Below are 19560 nucleotides of genomic sequence, written 5' to 3' on the forward strand. Positions count from 1 at the left end.
ATGGCTCGTCCCGGGGACTGGAGTGCGCTCGGCCTCGACGGTGATCCCACTCCAGGCGACGCCGACCGGATCGACCGGGTGATCGCCGCGGAGCTCGCGTTCGTCGAACTCTCGCGCGACATCGACAACGGTCTGACCGAGGTCAAGAACACGTCGAGCACGATCTTCGTCGGCAAGACGGCGGATGCCCTGCGGGGCGTGATCGACGGCAATCTGCGCGACTACATCGCCACGTTCCGCAAGGCCCACGAGGACGTCCGCAGCGCCCTGACCCTCTACGTCGGGGTCATGCGCCACGAGCAACACCGCGCGGACACCGCCTTGTCCGCCGCCGCCGCGCTGGCCGCGGACGACGAGGAGGGCAGGGCCGCACACAAGGCCACCGCCACGGACGCCAAGTCCGTCCTGGCCGCCGCGGCCGACACCGCCGCGCGCAAGATGATCGCCGCCGGCCAGTCCATCGCCTCCCCCGTGGACGAGTGCGAGGAGTTCTGGAAGGCGCTCGGCTGGATCGCGATGATCCTGGCCATTCCGGCGATCTTCGTCGGCGGCCCGCTGGCGCTGCTCAGCATCGCCCTCAACGTCGCGCTCCTGATCAAGACCGCGATCGACTTCGCGCACGGCAAGGCGTCCGTCACCCAGCTCGTGTTGGGCATCCTGGGCATGATCTCGCCCACCACCAAGGGCCTGAGCCTGGGCGCCCTGTGGACCGGCATCAAGGGCGCCGGCGGCCGGGGGATCATCGGCACCAAGAACTTCTTCACCGGCGGCGCCAATTCGTTCGGTCTGTTCGGTCGGGTCGGATTGGGCATCGACGACGCGGTGGCCGCGGCGGGTGCGTGGATCAGGGGCGGCGCGCAGGGACTCAGAATCGGTCCCAATCTGACCCACATCCCCGGCATCGGGAAGTTGGGCGGCAACCTCGGGAACGGCATCAAGTTCTTCCCGCTCGGCGCCGAGCTGACCGTGATCAACCTGGCCGGCGCCAAGACGTTCTTCGGCCTGCGCGCGGTGGCGAGCACGATCAACGCGTTCAAGAATCTCGGTACCTCGATCGCGAACGGCCTGAGCGGCTTCAAGGGGCTGCGGCTGTTCCTGCCGGTGGCGGCCGACGAGATGGGCAAGGGCCTCGGGCTCGCCTTCCGGATCGGCTTCATCGACCGCGGCATGTTCGGCATGTACCGCTACGGGGCCTTCATCGACGGCAAGTTCATCGGTGCGGGCTCCAAGATCTCCGCCGGCGCGAACGCCGGGTTCAACGCGTTCGGGCACGGCGGCGAGCTGGTCAAGCTGCCCAATGTGCACCTCGGCAGCTTCGACTCGGTGCACATGGGTCCGCTCGGCGGCGCGTTCGACATGCCGTCGTTGTCCACGAAGTTCACCAACGGGTTCGGCCGATTCGACGTGATCGATCTGCCGTCGCCGAACACGTTCGGCACCGGCTTCCACGCCGGCAACTTCCCCGGCCTGGGCACCTTCCTCGACGACATGGGCGGACTGAACGCGCTCACGCACCTGCCCGGAATCGGCGCCAGGATCGCCGACATCCCCTCGTTCTCGTTCACCGGGTCGGGCCTGACGCACCTCGCCGGAAACATCTCCGTCCCGCACGGGATCACCGGCCTCGGCGCGACCGGGGTCAACGCGCTGCCGCCCGCGCTCGGCCACATCAGCATCCCGAACCTGGACACCGTCGGCGCCGGCGTGGCCAACAGGATGCAACTGGGCCTGCCCGGATCGAGCGCACTGGTGCACGACCTGCCCACGCCCGCCACGAGCGCGCACACCGGACTCGACGGCCTCGGCACCGTCGCCCTCCCCCAACCGGGCCACGTCGCGATGCCGGACGTGTCCACGCCGGCCCTGCCGCACGTCAACGTCTCGGGGGTCGGCGCGCTCCCGCTCACCACGCACATCCAAACGCCGAACGTCGGCGCGATCCCGAACACCGGCCAGATCGTCACCCCTTCGGTCACCGCCGTCGGCGCCCTCGGGCACGTCGCGACGCCGAACGTCGGCGGCCTGCCCGCGGTCGCGCACGTGGCCACCGCCCACACCGGCACCCCGATCCACCTGGCCGACGTGAACACGCCCCACCTCGGCGGACTGCGCGTCGACGGCGAGACCTCGCTCGTCGGGCCCGGCGCGAACGCGGTCGACGTCAAGGGCGTCCAGGGCCTCGGCGGCGCCGGCACACACATCGACGTCAACGGCAGCCGGGTGCTCCTCGGCGGCCCGTCGTCGGGCGCGGTGCCGGTCCACGCGACGCCGGGCGGCCTGCCGGGCGTCCCGGCGATGCCCGGCGGCCTCGCCGGCGGCGCGCACCTCGTCCCGGCGAACGGGGCGGCGCACAACCTGAACGTGTTCATGATGCACGGCGTGCAGTACGACTTCGCGCACACGTTCGGCACCATCCCCGGCCTGAACGGCGTCGAGGTACGGGTCCTGCCGAGCACACAGGCCGGCCGTACCGTCGACATCCACATCGATCCCGGCGGTCGCGCCGACCTCTCCGCGACCCACATCACCGTCGGCGACCAGGAGGTGCTGCGGATCGAACGAGCCCTCGGGGACGGCGGCACGCACCGCTGGGACTACGAACTCAGCGCCGCGAACAACCATCGGCTCCTCGACGACCAGATCATCGACGCCCAGGTCACCGGCCCCGTCCCCGGGCAGGCCATCGAGCTGACCACGCTGCCCACCCCGCAACTCGTGCACACCACGACCACCGGGTCGACCGTGCCCGCCGTCGCCGGGCCGGGCCCGCGTGTCGTCGACATCCCGGGGCTGTCCGGCGCACACCTCGAATACCGCGTCGGCGACGGTGGCGGCATCGAGGGCATCCGGATCGCCGGCGGTCCGGACGCGTCGCACCCGAACGTCCCGCGCCTGATCGGTCCGACCGGGAACCACATCGCGCGCGTCGAGCAGTCCGTCGTGCCGAACGTCGAGGTCCGCCGCTGGGACTTCGACCTCTCGGCCGAGGGCGGGCGGCTCGACCGCATCGAACGGCGCATCACCCTCACCGGCGGCGAGCACGACGACACCCTGGTCGCGATCCGGGTCGACCCGAACGACCGAATCCTGGGCGTCACCCACATCGACGGCGAAGGCAACCTCCTGCACACCGACCCGGACGCTCCGCCCGTGCGGGTCGTCGACGCGGGCATCGTCGTCCCCACGCCCGGCGGCTTCCGGCTCTACGACCCGGCGACCGGCACGCCGTCGGGCACCGGCCTGCGCCTGATCGGCAGGGACGGCCCGCTGGCGCTGCACGTGCTGACCCCGGACGGCGGCGGCGCCCGGGCCCTGGTCGGCGCGGACGCCGGCCGCACCCTCGGCGTCGTCTCCGTACCGGAACACGCCGGCGGCATGCTCCATGTCGTCCCGACCGGCACCGGCCCGAGCGTGCGGGTCTTCGGCGCCGACGGCCGCTTCTCGCACAACTCGCTGCCGCTGACCGGGATCGACCGATCGACCGTGGCCGGCGGCCACATCCGCTCGCCGCACGTCGGCACGCCCCAACTGGCGCACGCCGACGGCAGGCCGGTGCCCGACACCGAAGTCATCCGCCAGATCGGCAACGAGTTCCGGATCCGGCACGGCGGCGGCCGGTTCCACGTGGACGCCGGCGGCGCCCGCGCCCACGACGTGGTGACCCTGACCACCCCCAACGGCGCCACGACGGGTCTGCACGTGTTCACCCCGGTCGGCGGACCGAACCGACTGCCGCACCTGCGCGCGGGCGACGGCGCGCCGACCACGACCGCGGCCGTGCGCACCGTCGACAACACGTTCCACGTCACCGGCACCGCCGGGCAGCCGCACGTGGTGCAGGTGCACACGCCCGGGGGTGCCCACTCGCACGACGCCCTGCCACTCACCGGCGGCGGCGCGCCGGGCGGCTTCATCCGGCTGCCCGACCACCCCGGCGGGCTGCCGCAACTCGCGCACGGCGACGGCAGGATCGTGCCGAACACCGACGTCGTCCGGCAGCACGGCGGCGGATACCTCGTGCATCACCCCGAGGGCACGATCGTGGTGAACGACGCGGGCGCGCATACCCACGACGTCCTCGGGCTGACCGGCGGTCACGGGCCCGGGCGGTTCGTGCACACCCCGGTGGGCACCCCGGACGTGCCGGTGCCGCATCCGAGCGACCGGGGCGGGGTACCCGACCCGAACCTCACCGTCACCCGGGTCGGCGGCGAGCTGCGGCTCACCGACCCCGACGGGTCGTTCGCCACGCACGGTCTCGACGGCGTGCACCGCCACGACGCGACCCACCTGCGCGGCGGCCCGTTCGAGGGCCGGTTCGTGCGTTTCGACGGCCGGGACGGCACGCTCGTCGACGGACACCTCGCGGCCGTCCCGAACACGCACGTCGTACCCCAGCCGGGGATCACGACCGAGGGCTTCGTGCGTCGGGCGGGCACGCCCGGTGCCGGCTTCCGGGTCGGCGACGGCACCGACCACATCATCGTCGACATGCACGGCGCGCACCGCTTCGACGTGGTCGGCCTGCGCGGGGCCGACGGCGCCCCGACCCACGAGTTCGTCTTCGCCCCGGTCCCGGTCGCCGGAGCGGCGGCACCCGGTCCGCTGCCGCTGGTCAAGGGCGCCGACGGCGGCAACCTCGGGTTCACGGTGGTCGGTCGTCCCGACGGCACGCTCCGGGTCACCGACGCCGCCACCGGGATGTTGCGGGGCTTCTCCGGCACCGGCGCGTTCGAGTTCCAGGTATTGCGCCTGACCGGGGCCGGCGGTGCCGAACTGCCGGAACTGGTCCGAGTGCACCCGGGCGGGGCACACACCCTGGTCGACGACGGCCTCACCGACATCGCGAACCGCACCGTGCACACCCGCCCCGGCGGCGGGTTCCATGTCGGCGGCGCCGACGGCGAGTTCCGTCTGTTCGGCCGAACCGGCGGGCTCGACTTCCACGTGACGCCGCACCAAGTCCCGCACGGGGACGGCAACATCACCGTGTTCCGGGTGAACGACGGCACCGGAGCCCACCGGTTCGACACGATCCCCCTGTCCGACGCCCGGATCGGCAGCCCCGAGCACACCCGCTTCCTGAACATCGCGACGGGCAACCTGCGGGTCCTCGACGGCCATCTCGACCCGCTCCCGGGCCTGCGGGCGACTCCGGAACCCGGCGGCGGCTACCGGATCGACGGCATCGGCGCGCGCACCGGCGAGTTCCAGCGGTTCGACGCGGGCGGGCGCCTGGAGTTCCAACGCATCGACATCGTCGGCGCCCGAGGCGGAATCGACCCGAACCGACACTTCGAGATCACGTACCCGGCGGGCGGCGACGGCGCGTGGTCGCTGATACGCACCGACGCGCACGGCCTGCACGTGCCCACGCCGGGCCCGCGCAAGTGGTTCGAGGGCGGCCCGGTCGACCCGAAGGGTGCGGGCGCCGGCCGGGTACACCTGATCAGCCACCTCCAGGTCACCGTGTTCGAACGGCGCACACTGCCCGACGGCGGCATCCTCGACGCGCACCACTCGTCCGCGTCGCTGGGCACCTTCAGTCGGTTCAATCAGCGCGGCCGGTGGGCCGAGTTCGACATCAACGGCAACCTGGTGCACGACGGCACCCGGCACTGGGGGGAGAGCACCCGAAGCTGGTTCGACGTCGAGAGCGTGCTCGGCTTCGACGTGCGGGTCCGGCACTTCCAGCTCAGCGCGGACGGCGGGCACGTGCTGGCGGACCTGCGCCATCTGCCGGCGACCCAGGGGTTCGCCGCCGACACCAGGTGGGTGCGGTTCGACGCCGACTTCCGGGCGATCGCGTCCGGCGACCGGCACTGGAGTTCGGGTCCCGGCCGCGGCTGGACCGACAACATGCACCACCCGCTCACCAACGAGATCGTCACCGTCCAGAAGAAGTTCGGCCGCTTCCAACCCGGTCTGCACGACGTACGCCGCTACCACCAGGTCGAGTTGGACCCGGGCGGCGTGCCCAAGCGCGACTGGGTCTCCCGCCACGCCGACGGCAACGTCAACGGGCTCGGCAAGACCCTGCACAACGGCGACTTCCTCATGTTCGAGCGTTTCGCCGAGCAGCGACCCCCGGTGTTCTTCCGCAACCTGTTCAGCGCCGAGTTCCGCGCCACCGACCTCACCCGGCACCCGTGGCTGGCCCACGACAACCGGCTGCGGGTGGGGACCTGGAGCCAGGAGCCGGCGGCCGGCGGCCCCAAGACGTACGGCGTGCAGTTCATCACCAACAACAAGACGGTGATCGACGTCGGGCGGGGCGGCGACATCGTCCGCGAGACCCGCACCCTGCGCAACGGCGCCACCCTCACCGTCGGCGACGTCCGGCTGCCCGACGTAGCCGGGGCGCAGGTGGCCCACCGCCCCGGCTACCTGCCCTGGTCCGAGGGCGTCGGCGGCCTGCAGGGTCACCGCACGTTCGTCGAGGGCGACTTCGTGGTGACCCCGGGCACGGGCACTCGGCAGATCACCTGGCAGGACCGGATCACCGACGACCTGGCCGACGGCAACTGGTACTCCCCCGGCACCAAGGAGTGGCGGGTGGTCCGCACCGGCTTCTCCGACGGCACCTTCATCGACTACCGGCCCAGGCCCGCCGGAGGTGCCGGCGAGCCTGGCCCGAACACCCGCGGCCTGATCGACGCGCACGCCGGCGACTGGACCCGGTACGACCACCACGGCATGGTCGTCTCCCGCTCGGACTCCTTCCCCACGCCCGACGGGAGGGGACACCTCGACATCGTCGGCACCATGGGGCGCAACCCGGGCGAGTTCCGGTGGCACGACGCGGCCGATCCCGGCGTCGGCGGCAAACGCATCACCGCGTTCAAGACGCAGATCACCCGGTTGCACTTCGACCGCGAGTCGTTCCAGGACTTCGACGCGGCGGGCAACCTGATCCGCGATCACCGACAACTCGGCGAGGGCCTGAGCGTGCAGGGATGGCGCGGTCTCGACGCCGGGGGCAACGAGGTCTGGCACTGGAACAAGTTGGACGCGGACAACAACGTGATGAACTTCGGCAACGGCGTGGGCGACCGGATCCGGCACTGGTTCGACGCGAACGGAAACCGGCTCCCCGGCTGGACGAAGGGCGCCCGGTGGTCCGACCGGATCGCCGGCCTCGACCACGAGGTCGTCCAGGAGATCCCGGCGCGCAAACGCACCAACGCCTTCCGGGACTTCTTCACCGACAGCCCGTTCCGGGTGCGCGACTTCCGACCCACCCCCGCCACCCAATTCAACCGGCACCTGTGGCAGGAGTCCGACCAGGGCATCCTCGCGCAGGTGAAGATCCGGCTCTCGGACGACACGTTCGCGGAGATCAACAACTTCAACAAGCACGCGCGGCGCTACGACGTCGACGGCATCACCGTCATCAACGAGCGCACGATCCCCGGATACATCCACGAATACGACGCCAACGGCGGTGTCGTCATCGGTCGCGAGACCCACTTCACCGGCCTGGCCAACGAATACCGCGGCCTGAACCGCACCTACCGCGAGCCGAACCGCTGGGGCTACGGTCCGTCCGTCGACGGCGAGGCGGTCCCGGAGCCGTTCGTCCTGCGGGCGATCGAGTCCATCGGTATCGACATGGGGCACGAGTTCCTGCTCGACTTCACCGTGAACCTCGTCGTGCTGTCCATGGTCCGGGTGCTCTCCGGCAACGGATTGAGCATGATCGACGTCGGACGCGCCGCGTTCGGCGCCGCGTTGAGCTCGATGACCAGGGGCACCGTCTCGGCGGCGCACCTGTCGGCCAACCGGGGCGGCTGGAAGGTGCACTGGTCCAACATCGACTACGGGCAGCCGGGGAGTTGGCGGCCCAACGACGACAGTTGGCCCACCGAGTGGGGGGCGAACGAGCGCCCGGTCCGCTGGCGCGGCGGCACCTACGAGTTCGCAGTCGGCCTCGGCGTCGGCACCCTGGCCGGGTTCGTCAGCGGCGCGTCGCAGGCCGCGCTCTTCGGGGTCCGCGGCGCCGACGGCGCGATCATCAGACTCACCGGCGGTGACGCCGCGTTGGCCGGTCTGGCGTCCAGTGTCGGCGGCGTGCTGGGCACCGTCTCGGTCGGCGCGCTCCGGGCCCTGGTCCAGCACTCGATCGGCAGTCGGTGGGTGCACCGACAGGGTCCGATGGACATCTTCCTGATCGGCGCCCTGGGCAAGATGGTCGACAAGCTCGTCGGCCTGCTGGTACTCGGTCCCGCGACCGTGCGCCTGATCGGGCACGTGCCGGACGGGACGTCGTCCGACAACCTACTGCCAGGATCGGGAACGGGTACCGGATGAGCACCGCGGCAATCCACGTCGACCCCACGAGCCGCCGGAGCCGACGCACCATCGCGGCCGCGCTCGCGGGCGCGCCCGCCGGCGCCGAGATCCTGATCGCGCCCGGCGAGTACACCGAGAACCTGCGGCTGGAGCGGCGCGTGATCCTGCGCCCGGAGCACGGCGAGGGCACCGTCGTGCTGCGCGCGCCCGCCGGCGTCGCGCTGACCGTCGCCGCCCCCGACTGCCTGGTCCGCGGCCTCGTGCTGCGGGGCGCCGACCCGGCCGAGCCGGTGGTCCGGGTGGAGGACGCTGCGGGCCTGACGCTCGACGGGTGCGAACTCGACCGCGGCCGGGTGGACGTGGTCGGCTCGGCGACGGCGGCCGGCGCCGCGCGCAACGCCGCGCTCGGCTTCGCCGACACCCTGGCGGCCGACCTCGGCGATCCGACCGGCGGTGGCGTCCTGCTGCTGCGCCGAAGCCGGCTGCACGGCGCCCGGCACGGGGCCCTGGTCCTGGCCGGCGACGCCCGGGCCCGGGTCGAGGACACGGATGTGGAGACCATCGACGGCATCGGCGTGGCGCTGTCCGACCACGCGGTGCTGATCGCCGATCGGTTGCGGGTGTGCGACACCTCCGGCTCGGCGTTGCGAGTGCGCGGCGACGCGCGGCTGTCCGCCCGGGACAGCACGCTCGATCGCGCCGGGCGCAACGGTGTCCTGGTCGAGGAGCGCGGCGAACTCCGCCTCGACGACTGCCGGATCCGCGAGGCCGGGCGCAGCGGCGTGCAGGCCGACCACGAGGCCCGGGTGCACCTGGTCGACTGCCGGATCACCGACGCCAAGGGCAGCGCGATCGCCGGCGGCGGCGCGGCGCGACTGACCGCGCACGGCTGCCGGATCGACTCGCCGGCCGGCAACGGCGTGGTCGCCCTCGGCGTGTCCGAGGTGACGATGACCGCGACGCTGGTCGCCCGTACCGGATTCACCGCGGTCCACCTCGGCGAGAACGCCCGGGCCCGGATCGGCGGTTGCCGGCTCGACGGCAGCGACGAACACGGCCTCGCGGTGGTGGCCCACGCCGAGGCGGAGGTGCTGGACAGCACCGTCGGCGGGGCCGACATGTGCGGCGTGCACGTGGCCGACGAGGCCCGGCTGACCATGCGCGCCTCCCGGGTCGAGGGCGGCGAGACGGGGGTACGGCTGCGCTCGTCGGCGGAATGCGAACTGCGCGAGTGTGTGGTGAGCGGACAACGCCGGACCGGCGTCGAGATCGGGACCGACGCGGTCGCCGCGCTGTATGCGACGCGGATTGCCGAGACGGGCAGCGCGGGGGTCAGCGTCGACTCCGGCGCCCGGCTGCGGATGGACGGCGGCGGCGTCTTCGCGGTCGGCGGCAGCGGGCTGGTGGTGGGGCAGGGCGCCGAGCCGACGGTGCGCGGCATCCGGGTGGACGGGACCGGGAAGAACGGCATCCTGTTCGGTGCGGGCGCGCGCGGGGTGATCGAACACAGCGACCTGTCGGCCTGCGCGTACCCGGCCCTGCACATCGGCCGCGACGCCGAGCCGAGGTTCGTCGGTTGCCGGGTCTTCGACTGCGCGCGGGACGTCGGCTACGCCGAGGGCGCCCGTGCGGTGTTCGAGGAGTGCGTGTCCGTCCGGGTGGTCGCCTCGTCGCTGCCCGACCAGTCGCCGGGATCCCCCCGGTCGCCGCGCGAGCCGGCCGCCCCGGGAGGCGGCCTCGCCCCGGCCGGCGCGTCGGCCGCCGCGCCGGCGCCGGTGTCGGTCGATCTGGCCGAACTGGGCGAGGCTCCGCCGCCGCCGGAGACCCTGGACGACCTGCTCGCCGAACTCGACGAACTCGTGGGCCTGGGCGGCGTGAAGCGCGATGTCGGCGGCATGGTCAAGCTCATGCAGACGGTCCGCATGCGGCAGGAGGCCGGTCTGCCCGCACCGCCGCTGAGCCGGCATCTGGTCTTCGCGGGCAACCCGGGCACCGGGAAGACGACCATCGCGCGCCTGTACGGCAGGCTGCTCAAGGCGCTCGGGTTGCTGGAGCGCGGCCACCTGGTCGAGGTCGACCGCAGCGCCCTGGTCGGCGAATACGTGGGGCACACCGGGCCGAAGACGACCGAGTCGTTCAACCGGGCGCGCGGCGGCGTGTTGTTCATCGACGAGGCGTACGCCCTCGTGCCCGCCGGTGTCGCGAACGACTTCGGCGGCGAGGCCGTGGCGACGCTCGTCAAATTGATGGAGGACCACCGGGACGAGGTCGTGGTGATCGTCGCCGGATATCCGGGCGAGATGGAGCGGTTCATCGCGTCGAACCCGGGTCTGTCCTCGCGGTTCACCCGCAGCCTGTTGTTCGACGACTATTCGGCCGACGACCTGGTGCGCATCGTCGAGCACCACGCGAGTCGGCACCGCTACGAACTCGGCGTCCCCGCACGCAAGGCGCTGGGCGAATTGTTCGCCGCGATGCCGCGTGGCGCGCAGTTCGGCAACGGCCGCACAGCGCGGCAGGTGTTCCAGCAGATGACCGAACGTCAGGCCATGCGGATGGCCGAGATCGATACACCCGACGCGCGGCAGTTGGTCCTCCTCGACGAGGTCGACCTGCCGCAACCGGTCGGCTCCGACTGACCGCGCACGCCCCCCTCGTCAGCACCGTGCCCATGAAGGAGATCTCGTGTCCGACCCCAACGACACCGGCGCGCACGTCGGTTCGTCGGCGCCCTCGTTGGCGCAGGTGTACGCCCGCCGCCCGGCCCGTCCCCGGCGCGGTCTGCTGCCGGGGCGTCGGGTGTGGGTGTCCCTCGGCTCGGCCGCGGGCATCGCCGCGGTCACCACGCTGGCCGTGGCCGTGGCCCCGAACGGCTCGGGTGGCAACGCGGCGGCCGGCCGGACGGTGGCCGCCGCCGCAGGGGCGCCGGGGGGCGCGTCGACGGGGGGTCCGGGGGTGGTCGGCCTGCCGGGGGTGACCGGTTCGCCCGGATCGTCCGGCTCACCCACCGCCGCGTCACCGACGGGCGGCGGGGCGACGCCGCCCTCGGGTGGCGCTCCCGAGGTGCCCGCCGGCCCCGAGACGCCCGGTGCGGCCGGCCCGGGCGCGCCGGCCGCCGCACGGCCCCCCGCGGCCGAACAGCCCGCGACGAAACCGGATGCGCCCCGGCAGGTGCCCGCGGCCCAACCCACCACGGCCCGGCCCAAGGCCGCCGCGCCCCCGGCGGCACCGCCCGCTCCGCCGCCGAACGTCCCGGGCAACCCGCTGCGCAACCCGTCCACCGGCAAATGCCTGAGTGGGTCGGCGGGTTCCGACGGTACGCCGCTGGTCCTGTGGTCGTGCAACGGTAACGCGAATCAGAAGTGGGACATCCGCTCGGACGGCACGATCCGCACCAAGGGCCTGTGCATGGACGCGGCCTGGGGTTCCACCGCGAAGGGCACCGTCGTCCAACTCGCCTATTGCAGCGGCAATCCCGCCCAACAGTTCGTCCTGGTCGGCACCTACATCTTCACGAAGAACGCCGGCATGTGCGCCGACATCTGGGATTTCAAATCCAACGACGGCGCGGCGATCCGCCTGCACCCCTGCCACTACGGCGCGAACCAGGTCTGGCAACGCGGCTGACCCGGTAGCGGGGCCGCCACCGGGATGAGGCCATCCGGGTGGCGACCCTACGCACATCGATGTACGGCTCGTTCGTTCCCGTGCGTGATGACCCGGTTACCCGATCCGGGGATTCTGGACGTGTGCTCCCACCAGGAGAGCCACATCCCGCCCCGGAGGCAACCATGCGTACTCCCAACCGTTCCCACCGGCGAGCAACCCTGGCGTCGGCCACCGCCCTCGCCCTGGCAACCACCGCCGCCCTCGCACTCTGCACCCCCACCGCCACCGCCACCGCCGCCGCGCCCGACGCGGAGCCCTTGGAGTGCGCCCCCATCGTCGCCCAGGACACCCACGTCGGATTTCCCACCTGGCGCTGGGCGGACGTCCGCAACGACTGCGGACGCCGGGTGAACGTGAGCGTTCAGGTCTCGGGCTGGCCCGACCCGGAATGCCAATACCTCGCCCCCGGCGAAACCAAGCGCTTCCGCTGGGACTCCACCGGCGGCCCGGCCAACTACACCTGGGACTGCGGCGGCTGACCCCGCCTCACCCCCGGACCCGCCCACTCGCCCGGCCGACGCGCCGCATCCACAGCGTGTCGGCCGGGCGCGACGCGTCGTCCCCGCATTCGACATCGACATCGCGGCCCCCGATCGCCGTCGAGTCGCGGCCGGATCCGGTGCCACCGATTCCGTGCGTGCTCAATGCGGGCGCGGCGCCGGCCTGAGCAGGGCCCGGACGAGGGTGTCCACCAGTGTGACGGGGATGCCCGACCCCGTCAGGGCGCAATAGACGATCGGGCCGACGAGGGCGTCGAGCGCGGCGTCCGGGTCGAGTTCGGGGGCGATCTCGCCGGCGTCGACGGCGCGGGCGAGCAGGTCGAGTTCCCGGTCGCGGCGTGGACCGAGGTAGCGCTCGCGCAGGCGCTCGGCGGTGTCGGGATCGTGGTGTGCCTCGGCAAGGAGCGCGAGCAGCACCTTGCCGGCGGGGTCGTCGGTGACGAATCGCGCGAAGTCGCCCAGGTAGTCACGGATGTTCGCCGCCGTGGCCTGCCCCGTCGGGATGGGAAAACGTTTGTCGCTGTCCTCGATGAGCGTGTCGAGCAGGATCTCGACCTTCGAGGGCCACCAGCGGTAGATCGTCTGCTTGGCGACGCCGGCCCGCCGCGCGATCGCCTCGACGGTCAGCGCGCGGAAACCGTGCTCGACGAGCAGATCGTCCGCGGCGTGCAGCACGGCCAACCGGGCGGTCTCGTCGCGCCGGTTGCCGGAGCGCGGCCTGCGGGGCTGAGTGTTCGCGACTGGCATGTGGGACACGATATCCGCCGGCGAGGCCCGTGCGATTGTCTAGACGCGACGTTGCGTCTAGACTGAGACTCCCACCACGAAGGAGTGCATGTGTCCACCACGTCCGATCGCCACGCCCTCGTCATCGGAGCCTCACAAGGACTGGGACTCGTCCTCGCCGACGAACTCGCCCGACGCGGTTGGCAGGTGATCGCCACGACCCGCCGGGACGGCGGCGAGCTGCAAGCACGTGCCGATGCCTGGAACGGGCGGCTCGAAATCGAACCTCTGGAGATGACGGACCCCGCACAGCCGGCCGCTCTGCGCGAGCGGTTGACGGGCCGTTCCCTGGATCTGCTCTTCGTCAACGCCGCGATCGATCGGGGCGACCTGCCGATCGACCGGGTCTCGACCGACATGTTCACCGAGGTGATGGTCACCAACGCGTTGAGCCCGCTGCACACGCTCGAAGCCCTGCGCACACTGGTCGCGCCCGGCGGAACCGTCGCGGTCATGTCCTCCGACCAGGGCAGCGTCTCGCGCAACACCGAGGGCGGTTACGAGCTGTACAAGGCCAGCAAGGCCGCACTCAACCAACTGATGCGCAGCTACGCCACCCGCCACGCCGACGACGGACACACCAAGCTGCTGATCGACCCCGGCCACAACCGCACCCGGCTCGGCGGATTCGACGCGCCACTCGCCCCGCAGGAGAGCATCCCGGCCGTCGTCGACGTCCTGGAGGCACAGGCCGGCGCCCCCGGCCTCCGGTTCCTGGACCGCCACGGCGAGACCGTCCCGTGGTAGACCTCCGGCCGGGGCACCGGCGCCGCGCCGCGAATACTCGGATGCGGCGACGCCGGCTCGCCTCTAGGCTGCCGCCCGGCGGGCGCCTGCTCGGCGCCCGGTCGGCACGGTCGGTCGGTGGAACGGGGATACCAGGGAATGACCTGTCAACTCTTTGCGGTCTGCTTCGATGCGAACCAACCGGCGCGGCTCGCGCGCTTCTGGTCCGGAGTCCTGGATCGGGAGATGATCGACGATCCGCACGAGGGCGTCGCGCTCCTGCCCGGTGACGGGACCGGGTTCCGCATCCGGTTCCGGCCGACCTCGGAGCCGAAGGCGGGCCAGAATCGGCTGCACTTCGACCTGACGAGTACCTCCCCGGAGGACCAGCGGCAAACCGTGGCCGGGGCGCTGGAACTCGGCGCACGGCACACCGATGTCGGCCAACGCCCGGAAGAGGGTCACGTGGTGCTCGCCGACCCCGAGGGCAACGAGTTCTGCGTCATCCGGCCGGGCAACGAGTTCCTCGCCGGTTGCGGCTTCCTGGGCGCGGTGTCCTGCGACGGCTCGCAGGAGGTCGGCTACTTCTGGAGCAAGGCGTTGGATTGGCCGCTGGTCTGGGATCAGGACCAGGAGACCGCGATCCGCTCGCCGCTCGGCGGTTCCAAGATCACCTGGGGTGGCCCGCCGCTGATGCCCAGGCTCGGCCGGGACCGCCTGCACTTCGACCTCGTCACACCCGCCGACGGGGATCACCGGGCGGAGGTCGACCGGCTGCTCGCCCTCGGCGCGACCCTGGTCGACCCCGCGCCGGACGAGACCGGCCGGGTGACGATGCTCGACCCCGACGGCAACGAGTTCACCGTGGCGACGCCCCGCTGACCGACCGGCCCGGCCCGCTCACCCGACCAGGCGCAGCCAGGCCGCCGCGAGCGCGGCATGCCCGGCCGGCGTCGGATGCACACCGTCGGCGGCCCAGTACTTTGCCCCGGTCGTCGCGGCGAGTTCGGCGAACATGCCGTCGGCGGCGAGCAGATGCGCGCCGTACCTGCGGGCGAGTTCGCGCACGACCTGGATCTTCGGGTCCAGGTCGGCGCGCCACTCCCGCCGCACGTCCGCGCCGAGTCGCATGTCGCCGACCTCGACGGGACCGCTGATCGGCAGGAGGAACGGCTCAATCAGGATCAGGTCCACGCCGGCCTCGGCCAGGGGCGCGAGCAGACGGTCGTAGCCGGCGGCGAAGTCCTGCGCGGAGATCACGTGGCCGTCCGGGGCGTAGGTGTGCCAACCGACGTCGTTCATGCCGACGAGGATCGACAGCACGTCCGGGCGCGCGTCGAGCACGTCCGCCTGCCAACGGGATTCGAGGTCCGACACCTTGTCGCCCGCCTGCGCGGAGTTCAGCCAGGTCACGGCCCGGTCCGGGCGCCGGAATCCCCACTCGCCCGCGACCCGCAGCGGGTAGCCGAACCCGAGACCCTGCTCGCCGGCCGACCGTTGGCAGTCGGTGATCGAATCGCCGGTGAACATCACGGTGCTGCCCGGCCGGAGGGTGATCGTCATGTGCGCTCCTTGAAATGCGTGGGGAATGGAAATCTCGCGTCGGTGGTGGGTTCGCGCGCCTTCAGGCTTCCGGGCCACCGAACCACCGGTCGGCGGCCTGCTCGAACGCACCGCGATCCGGGTCGCGATCACCCACCCAGGCGACCACGCCGTCGGGACGGACCAGCACCGCGCCCAGGCCGAGGTCGTTGCACGCCGGACCGGCCGCGTACCGGATCCGGCTCTCCCGGCCCATCTCCGCGCCGTGCAGGGGCCGGTCGGTGCCGAAGTCGAGTGCGACGCCTCGTCCGTCCCGCATCAGGTCGCCGAGGCGAGTGCCGTCCCGGAGCCGAAAGTCCGGGGCGTTGCGGCCGACCAGCGGGTGTTCGCCGCCGAGGTCGTGGCGGTTCGAGGATCCCGACAACCTCTCGAACACGTAGGTCGTGCCGTCGCGTGTCCCGAGCAGGTCGCGCAACACACCCTGGATCGCCCGGGCGTGCGGGTCCGGCTTCATCACCGCGGCCTGGGCGCGCGTCCAGTCGAGCACTCCCGCACCGATCGCATGGCGCTCGCGGGTGTAGGTGTCGAGCAGGCCGTCCGGCGCGTGTCCGTGCACGGTCGCCGCGAGTTTCCAACCCAGGTTCACCGCGTCGCCGAGGCCGAGGTTGAGTCCCTGTGCACCGAGGGGCGAGTGGATGTGGGCGGCGTCGCCCGCGAGCAGGACGCGCCCCTGCCGATAGGTCGTCGTCTGCTTGGCCCGATCGGTGAAGCTCGACACGAGATGCACGTCGTTCAGCGTCACGTCGGTGCCCGATACCCGGCGCAGCACCGCCTGCAGATGCTCGCGAGTCGGCCGCCGCGAACGATCGAACGCGCCGCCGTCGAACTCCAGCATGCCGATGTACCCGGCCGCGGGCGTCCGCAGGTACATGCCGGTCGGCGTCGGATGGAACCCGGGGCGCAACTTTTCCGGATCGGCGATGTCGGCGAGTACGACGTAGCCGGTGAACTGCGGCTCGCTGCCCACGAAGTCGAAGCCCGCGAGCCCGCGCACCGCGCTGCGTCCGCCGTCACAGCCGATGACCCAGCGCGCGGCGTACTCGTGCTCGCCGGCTCGCGCGACCGCGCTCTCGTCGTCCTGCGCGATCGCGGAGACCGCGACGCCGCGCCGGACCTCCACGCCGAGCTCGGCCGCCCGCTCGGACAGCACCGCCTCGACCGCTTCGAGAGTCGTCATCACGCCGTCCGCGGCCGGGCCGGGAAGCCGGAACGGCAGGGCGGCGACGTCGACGTCGGCCGGATCGAGCATCATCCCGGCGAAGTGGCCCACGCCACGAGGGGGTGACGGCTCGTCCGCGTCGGGTTTCGCGTCGGGATCCTCGTCGATGCCCGACGCCGCCAGGAGCGCACGCAACATCCCTCGGCGGTGGAAGATTTCGACCGACGCGGCCGACAGGCCCCGCATGCCGAGCGGGTCCGCCTTCCACGGGGAGCGGGGTTCCGGATCCCGCTCGACCACCAGCACCGAGCAGCCCGCAAGGCTCGACTCGCAGGCCAGGAGCAGACCCACCGGGCCGGCCCCCACGATCACTACGTCATGCACGAGAACTCCCTTCCTGCCTCCCCGTCCTGTTCTCGGAGGCATGCACACACTGACCCGGGCCGCTCACACGAGGCACACACGGCGCTGACATGGGCGGCACACCCGGGGTACCGCCCGGACAACCGCCATGCGCAAGGCACCCGCGCACGAAGCGCCCGCGCGGAACCGCCCGCATACGAAGGCAGCCGCGCACGAAGCGCCGCCTGTACATGGGCGAAAGGCTCGCTCGCCGCCCTGATTTGGTGACTCGACGGTGCGCGCGCAAGGATCGGCGGATGGACGGGGGTGCGCGGCTTCGCGTCACGCTGCTCGGTGCCGTTCGGGCATCGCGTGGTGGTGCCGCGCTGCCCGTTCCGGGTGCGCGGTTGCGGGCGCTGCTCGTCCGGCTGGCACTCGCCGGCGGGCGCGCGGTCGACGAGGGTGTCCTGGTCGACGCGATCTGGGCCGAGGACCTGCCGGCCGGCCCCGCCCACGCCCTCCAGGCACTCGTTTCGCGGCTGCGTCGGATCCTCGGCTCGGCCGGCGACGTCGCTCGGGTCGCGGGCGGCTACCGGCTGGACCTGGCCGCGGCCGACGTGGACGCGCTGCGATTCGAGCAGCTCGCCGCGGCCGGCCGGGACCGCCTGCGCACCGGTGACGCGAATGCCGCGGCGGCCGTGCTCGGCGAGGCCGTGGAGTTGTGGGGCGACCGTCCCGGAGCCGAGCCCGCCGCCGTCGCCGCGGTGGCACCCGCGGCCGCGACCCGGCTGGCCCACACCTCGGTGGAGGCCGTCGCCGACCTCGCCGCCGCCGAGCTGTCCCTGGGCCTTGCCGACGCGGCCGCCGCCCGGCTGACCGCCCTGCTCGCCGAGCACCCCGGGCACGAGCGGGCCGCCGCGCTGCTCATGGACGCGCTCGCCGCCCAGGGTCGCCAAGCCGATGCCCTGGCCGTCTACGAGCAGGTCCGCGCGACCCTGGCCGACATCCTGGGCACCGACCCGGGCGCCGCCCTGCGCGAACGCCATCTGCGCCTGCTGCGCGCCGAGCGACCCGCGCCCGACCTCACGAGGAAGCCGCGGTCGAGCAACCTGCCCACGCCGCTGACCAGCTTCGTCGGGCGGGCCGACGACCTCGCCCGGATCGACGCACTGTTGGCCGGCGGGCGTCTGGTCACCGTGCTCGGTCCGGGCGGCGCCGGCAAGACCCGGCTCGCCGTCGAGGCCGCCCGCCGCCACCACCACGAGTACCGCGGGGGTGCCTGGCTGATCGACCTCGCCGCGGTCACCGAGCCGGCCGAGGTCGGCGCGGCGCTGCTCGCCGCGCTCGGGCTGCGCGGCCCGGCGCTGTTCGAGGCTTCGACCGAGCTGCGCGACGACCCGGCCGGCGAGCCGGCCGTGCTCGCCGAGCTGCTCGGCGGCCGGGAAACCCTGCTCGTCGTGGACAACTGCGAACACCTGATCGACGCCGTCGCGCACCTGCTCTCTGCGCTGTTGAGCCGCTGCGCCGACCTGCGGGTGTTGGCCACCAGCCGGGAGCCGCTGGCGATCGACGGCGAGGCGCTGGTCCCACTGGGCCCGCTCGCCCTGCCCGCGGCGGACGCGGACGTCGAGCAGGCCCGCCGTACCGCGTCGGTGCGCCTGTTCACCGAGCGGGCGGCGGCGGTGCGGCCCGGTTTCGACGTCGACGAGCACAACCGCGGCGAGGTGCTGCGCATCGTCCGCAGCCTGGACGGCCTGCCGCTCGCGCTCGAACTGGCCGCGGCCCGCCTGCGTACGCTCTCGCCGGCCGACCTGGCCGCCGGGCTGTCCGACCGGTTCCGCCTGCTCGGCACCGGCAACCGGTCCGCGTTCCCCCGGCACCGCACGCTGCGGGCGGTCATCGCGTGGAGCTGGGACCTGCTCGGCGCCGACGCGCGTACGGTCGCGGAGCGCATCTCGGTCCTGCCCGGCGGCGTCACGCCGGTGTCGGCCACCGCGCTGTGTGCCGGCACCGCGGTGCCGGCCGGCGAGGTCCCGGAGTTGCTCGCCGGCCTGGTCGACCGGTCGTTGGTGCAGCTCGCGCCGGACACCGGCCGATACCGAATGTTGGAGACGATCCGCGAGTACGGCCTGGCGCGCCTGGCCGAGCAGGGTGTGCTGACCGGGGTGCGGGGCCTGGCCGCTCGTGGCTTCGCCGACCTGGTCGCCCGGCAGGACCCGCTGCTGCGCGGCCCCGGGCAGCTCGACGCACTGCACGTGTTGCGCGCCGAGTACGACAACGTGCTCGCCGCCCTGCGCCACCTCTGCGACCTCGGCGATGCCGGCGGTGCGATCGGGCTCGCGCTGAACCTGACCTGGTATTGGCAGATGTCCGGTGGGCAGCGCGACGCGGCCTACTGGCTCGGCGAGGCGGTCGCGCTGCCGGCCGAACGGCCGAGCGTGCAGCGCGACATCGCCGAGGGGATGTTGCTGCTCAACACCATCT

10 protein-coding genes are annotated in these 19560 nt (G+C 72.7%); 7 read left to right on the forward strand and 3 right to left on the reverse strand.

Annotation, left to right across the window (positions count from 1 at the left end; translation table 11 throughout):
• From ACFXMF_RS26485 to ACFXMF_RS26500, 4 genes are all read left to right on the forward strand, one after another.
• A complete protein-coding gene (locus ACFXMF_RS26485) occupies window positions 1-8310 on the forward strand; it encodes a hypothetical protein (RefSeq protein ID WP_379989827.1) in 8310 nt (2769 codons plus the stop codon).
• Window positions 8307-10931: a right-handed parallel beta-helix repeat-containing protein gene (locus ACFXMF_RS26490; protein ID WP_360306803.1), complete on the forward strand. Its 2625-nt coding sequence runs from the start codon at window positions 8307-8309 to the stop codon at window positions 10929-10931. Before ACFXMF_RS26485 ends, ACFXMF_RS26490 begins: the two co-directional genes overlap by 4 nt.
• Before the next feature lie 46 nt (window positions 10932-10977).
• The gene (locus tag ACFXMF_RS26495) at window positions 10978-11919 is read left to right on the forward strand and encodes an RICIN domain-containing protein (RefSeq protein WP_380017866.1); all 942 of its coding nucleotides are present in this window, start codon (window positions 10978-10980) and stop codon (window positions 11917-11919) included.
• A gap of 164 nt (window positions 11920-12083) precedes the next feature.
• Window positions 12084-12440 carry a hypothetical protein gene (locus tag ACFXMF_RS26500; RefSeq protein ID WP_379992804.1) on the forward strand — a complete coding sequence of 119 codons (357 nt, stop codon included), beginning with the start codon at window positions 12084-12086 and terminating at the stop codon, window positions 12438-12440.
• Between the two features lie 162 nt (window positions 12441-12602).
• Here the strand turns inward: ACFXMF_RS26500 and ACFXMF_RS26505 are convergent, their stop codons facing one another.
• On the reverse strand, window positions 12603-13208 hold the full coding sequence (locus ACFXMF_RS26505; protein ID WP_360306795.1) for a TetR/AcrR family transcriptional regulator: 606 nt from the start codon (window positions 13206-13208) through the stop codon (window positions 12603-12605).
• A gap of 90 nt (window positions 13209-13298) precedes the next feature.
• Here ACFXMF_RS26505 and ACFXMF_RS26510 point away from each other — a divergent pair, with 90 nt between their 5' ends.
• A complete protein-coding gene (locus ACFXMF_RS26510) occupies window positions 13299-13994 on the forward strand; it encodes an SDR family NAD(P)-dependent oxidoreductase (protein WP_360306792.1) in 696 nt (231 codons plus the stop codon).
• A gap of 138 nt (window positions 13995-14132) precedes the next feature.
• Window positions 14133-14855 (forward strand): VOC family protein, encoded by a 723-nt coding sequence (locus ACFXMF_RS26515; RefSeq protein WP_360307181.1) that lies wholly within the window; start codon window positions 14133-14135, stop codon window positions 14853-14855.
• A gap of 18 nt (window positions 14856-14873) precedes the next feature.
• Here ACFXMF_RS26515 and ACFXMF_RS26520 read toward each other — a convergent pair whose 3' ends face one another.
• Window positions 14874-15536, reverse strand: coding sequence for a GDSL-type esterase/lipase family protein (locus tag ACFXMF_RS26520; RefSeq protein ID WP_360306789.1), 663 nt, complete (start codon window positions 15534-15536; stop codon window positions 14874-14876).
• A 61-nt stretch (window positions 15537-15597) separates the two neighbouring features.
• A complete protein-coding gene (locus ACFXMF_RS26525; RefSeq protein ID WP_360306786.1) occupies window positions 15598-17118 on the reverse strand; it encodes an FAD-dependent monooxygenase in 1521 nt (506 codons plus the stop codon).
• A gap of 275 nt (window positions 17119-17393) precedes the next feature.
• Between ACFXMF_RS26525 and ACFXMF_RS26530 the strand changes: the two genes are divergently transcribed.
• Window positions 17394-19560 (forward strand): BTAD domain-containing putative transcriptional regulator (locus ACFXMF_RS26530; RefSeq protein WP_380020812.1); only part of this gene is annotated, 2167 nt, incomplete at its 3' end.

Origin of the sequence: Embleya sp. NPDC059213, assembly GCF_042754445.1 — a bacterium.
GTDB lineage: Bacteria > Actinomycetota > Actinomycetes > Streptomycetales > Streptomycetaceae > Embleya.

What these genes read in the sequence shown, in the direction of transcription:
- ACFXMF_RS26515 (WP_360307181.1), top strand. Translation starts at nt 14,133, where the DNA reads ATGACCTGTCAACTCTTTGCGGTCTGCTTCGATGCGAACCAACCGGCG.
- ACFXMF_RS26500 (WP_379992804.1), top strand. Translation starts at nt 12,084, where the DNA reads ATGCGTACTCCCAACCGTTCCCACCGGCGAGCAACCCTGGCGTCGGCC.
- ACFXMF_RS26520 (WP_360306789.1), bottom strand. Translation starts at nt 15,536, where the DNA reads ATGACGATCACCCTCCGGCCGGGCAGCACCGTGATGTTCACCGGCGAT.
- ACFXMF_RS26505 (WP_360306795.1), bottom strand. Translation starts at nt 13,208, where the DNA reads ATGCCAGTCGCGAACACTCAGCCCCGCAGGCCGCGCTCCGGCAACCGG.
- ACFXMF_RS26485 (WP_379989827.1), top strand. Translation starts at nt 1, where the DNA reads ATGGCTCGTCCCGGGGACTGGAGTGCGCTCGGCCTCGACGGTGATCCC.
- ACFXMF_RS26490 (WP_360306803.1), top strand. Translation starts at nt 8,307, where the DNA reads ATGAGCACCGCGGCAATCCACGTCGACCCCACGAGCCGCCGGAGCCGA.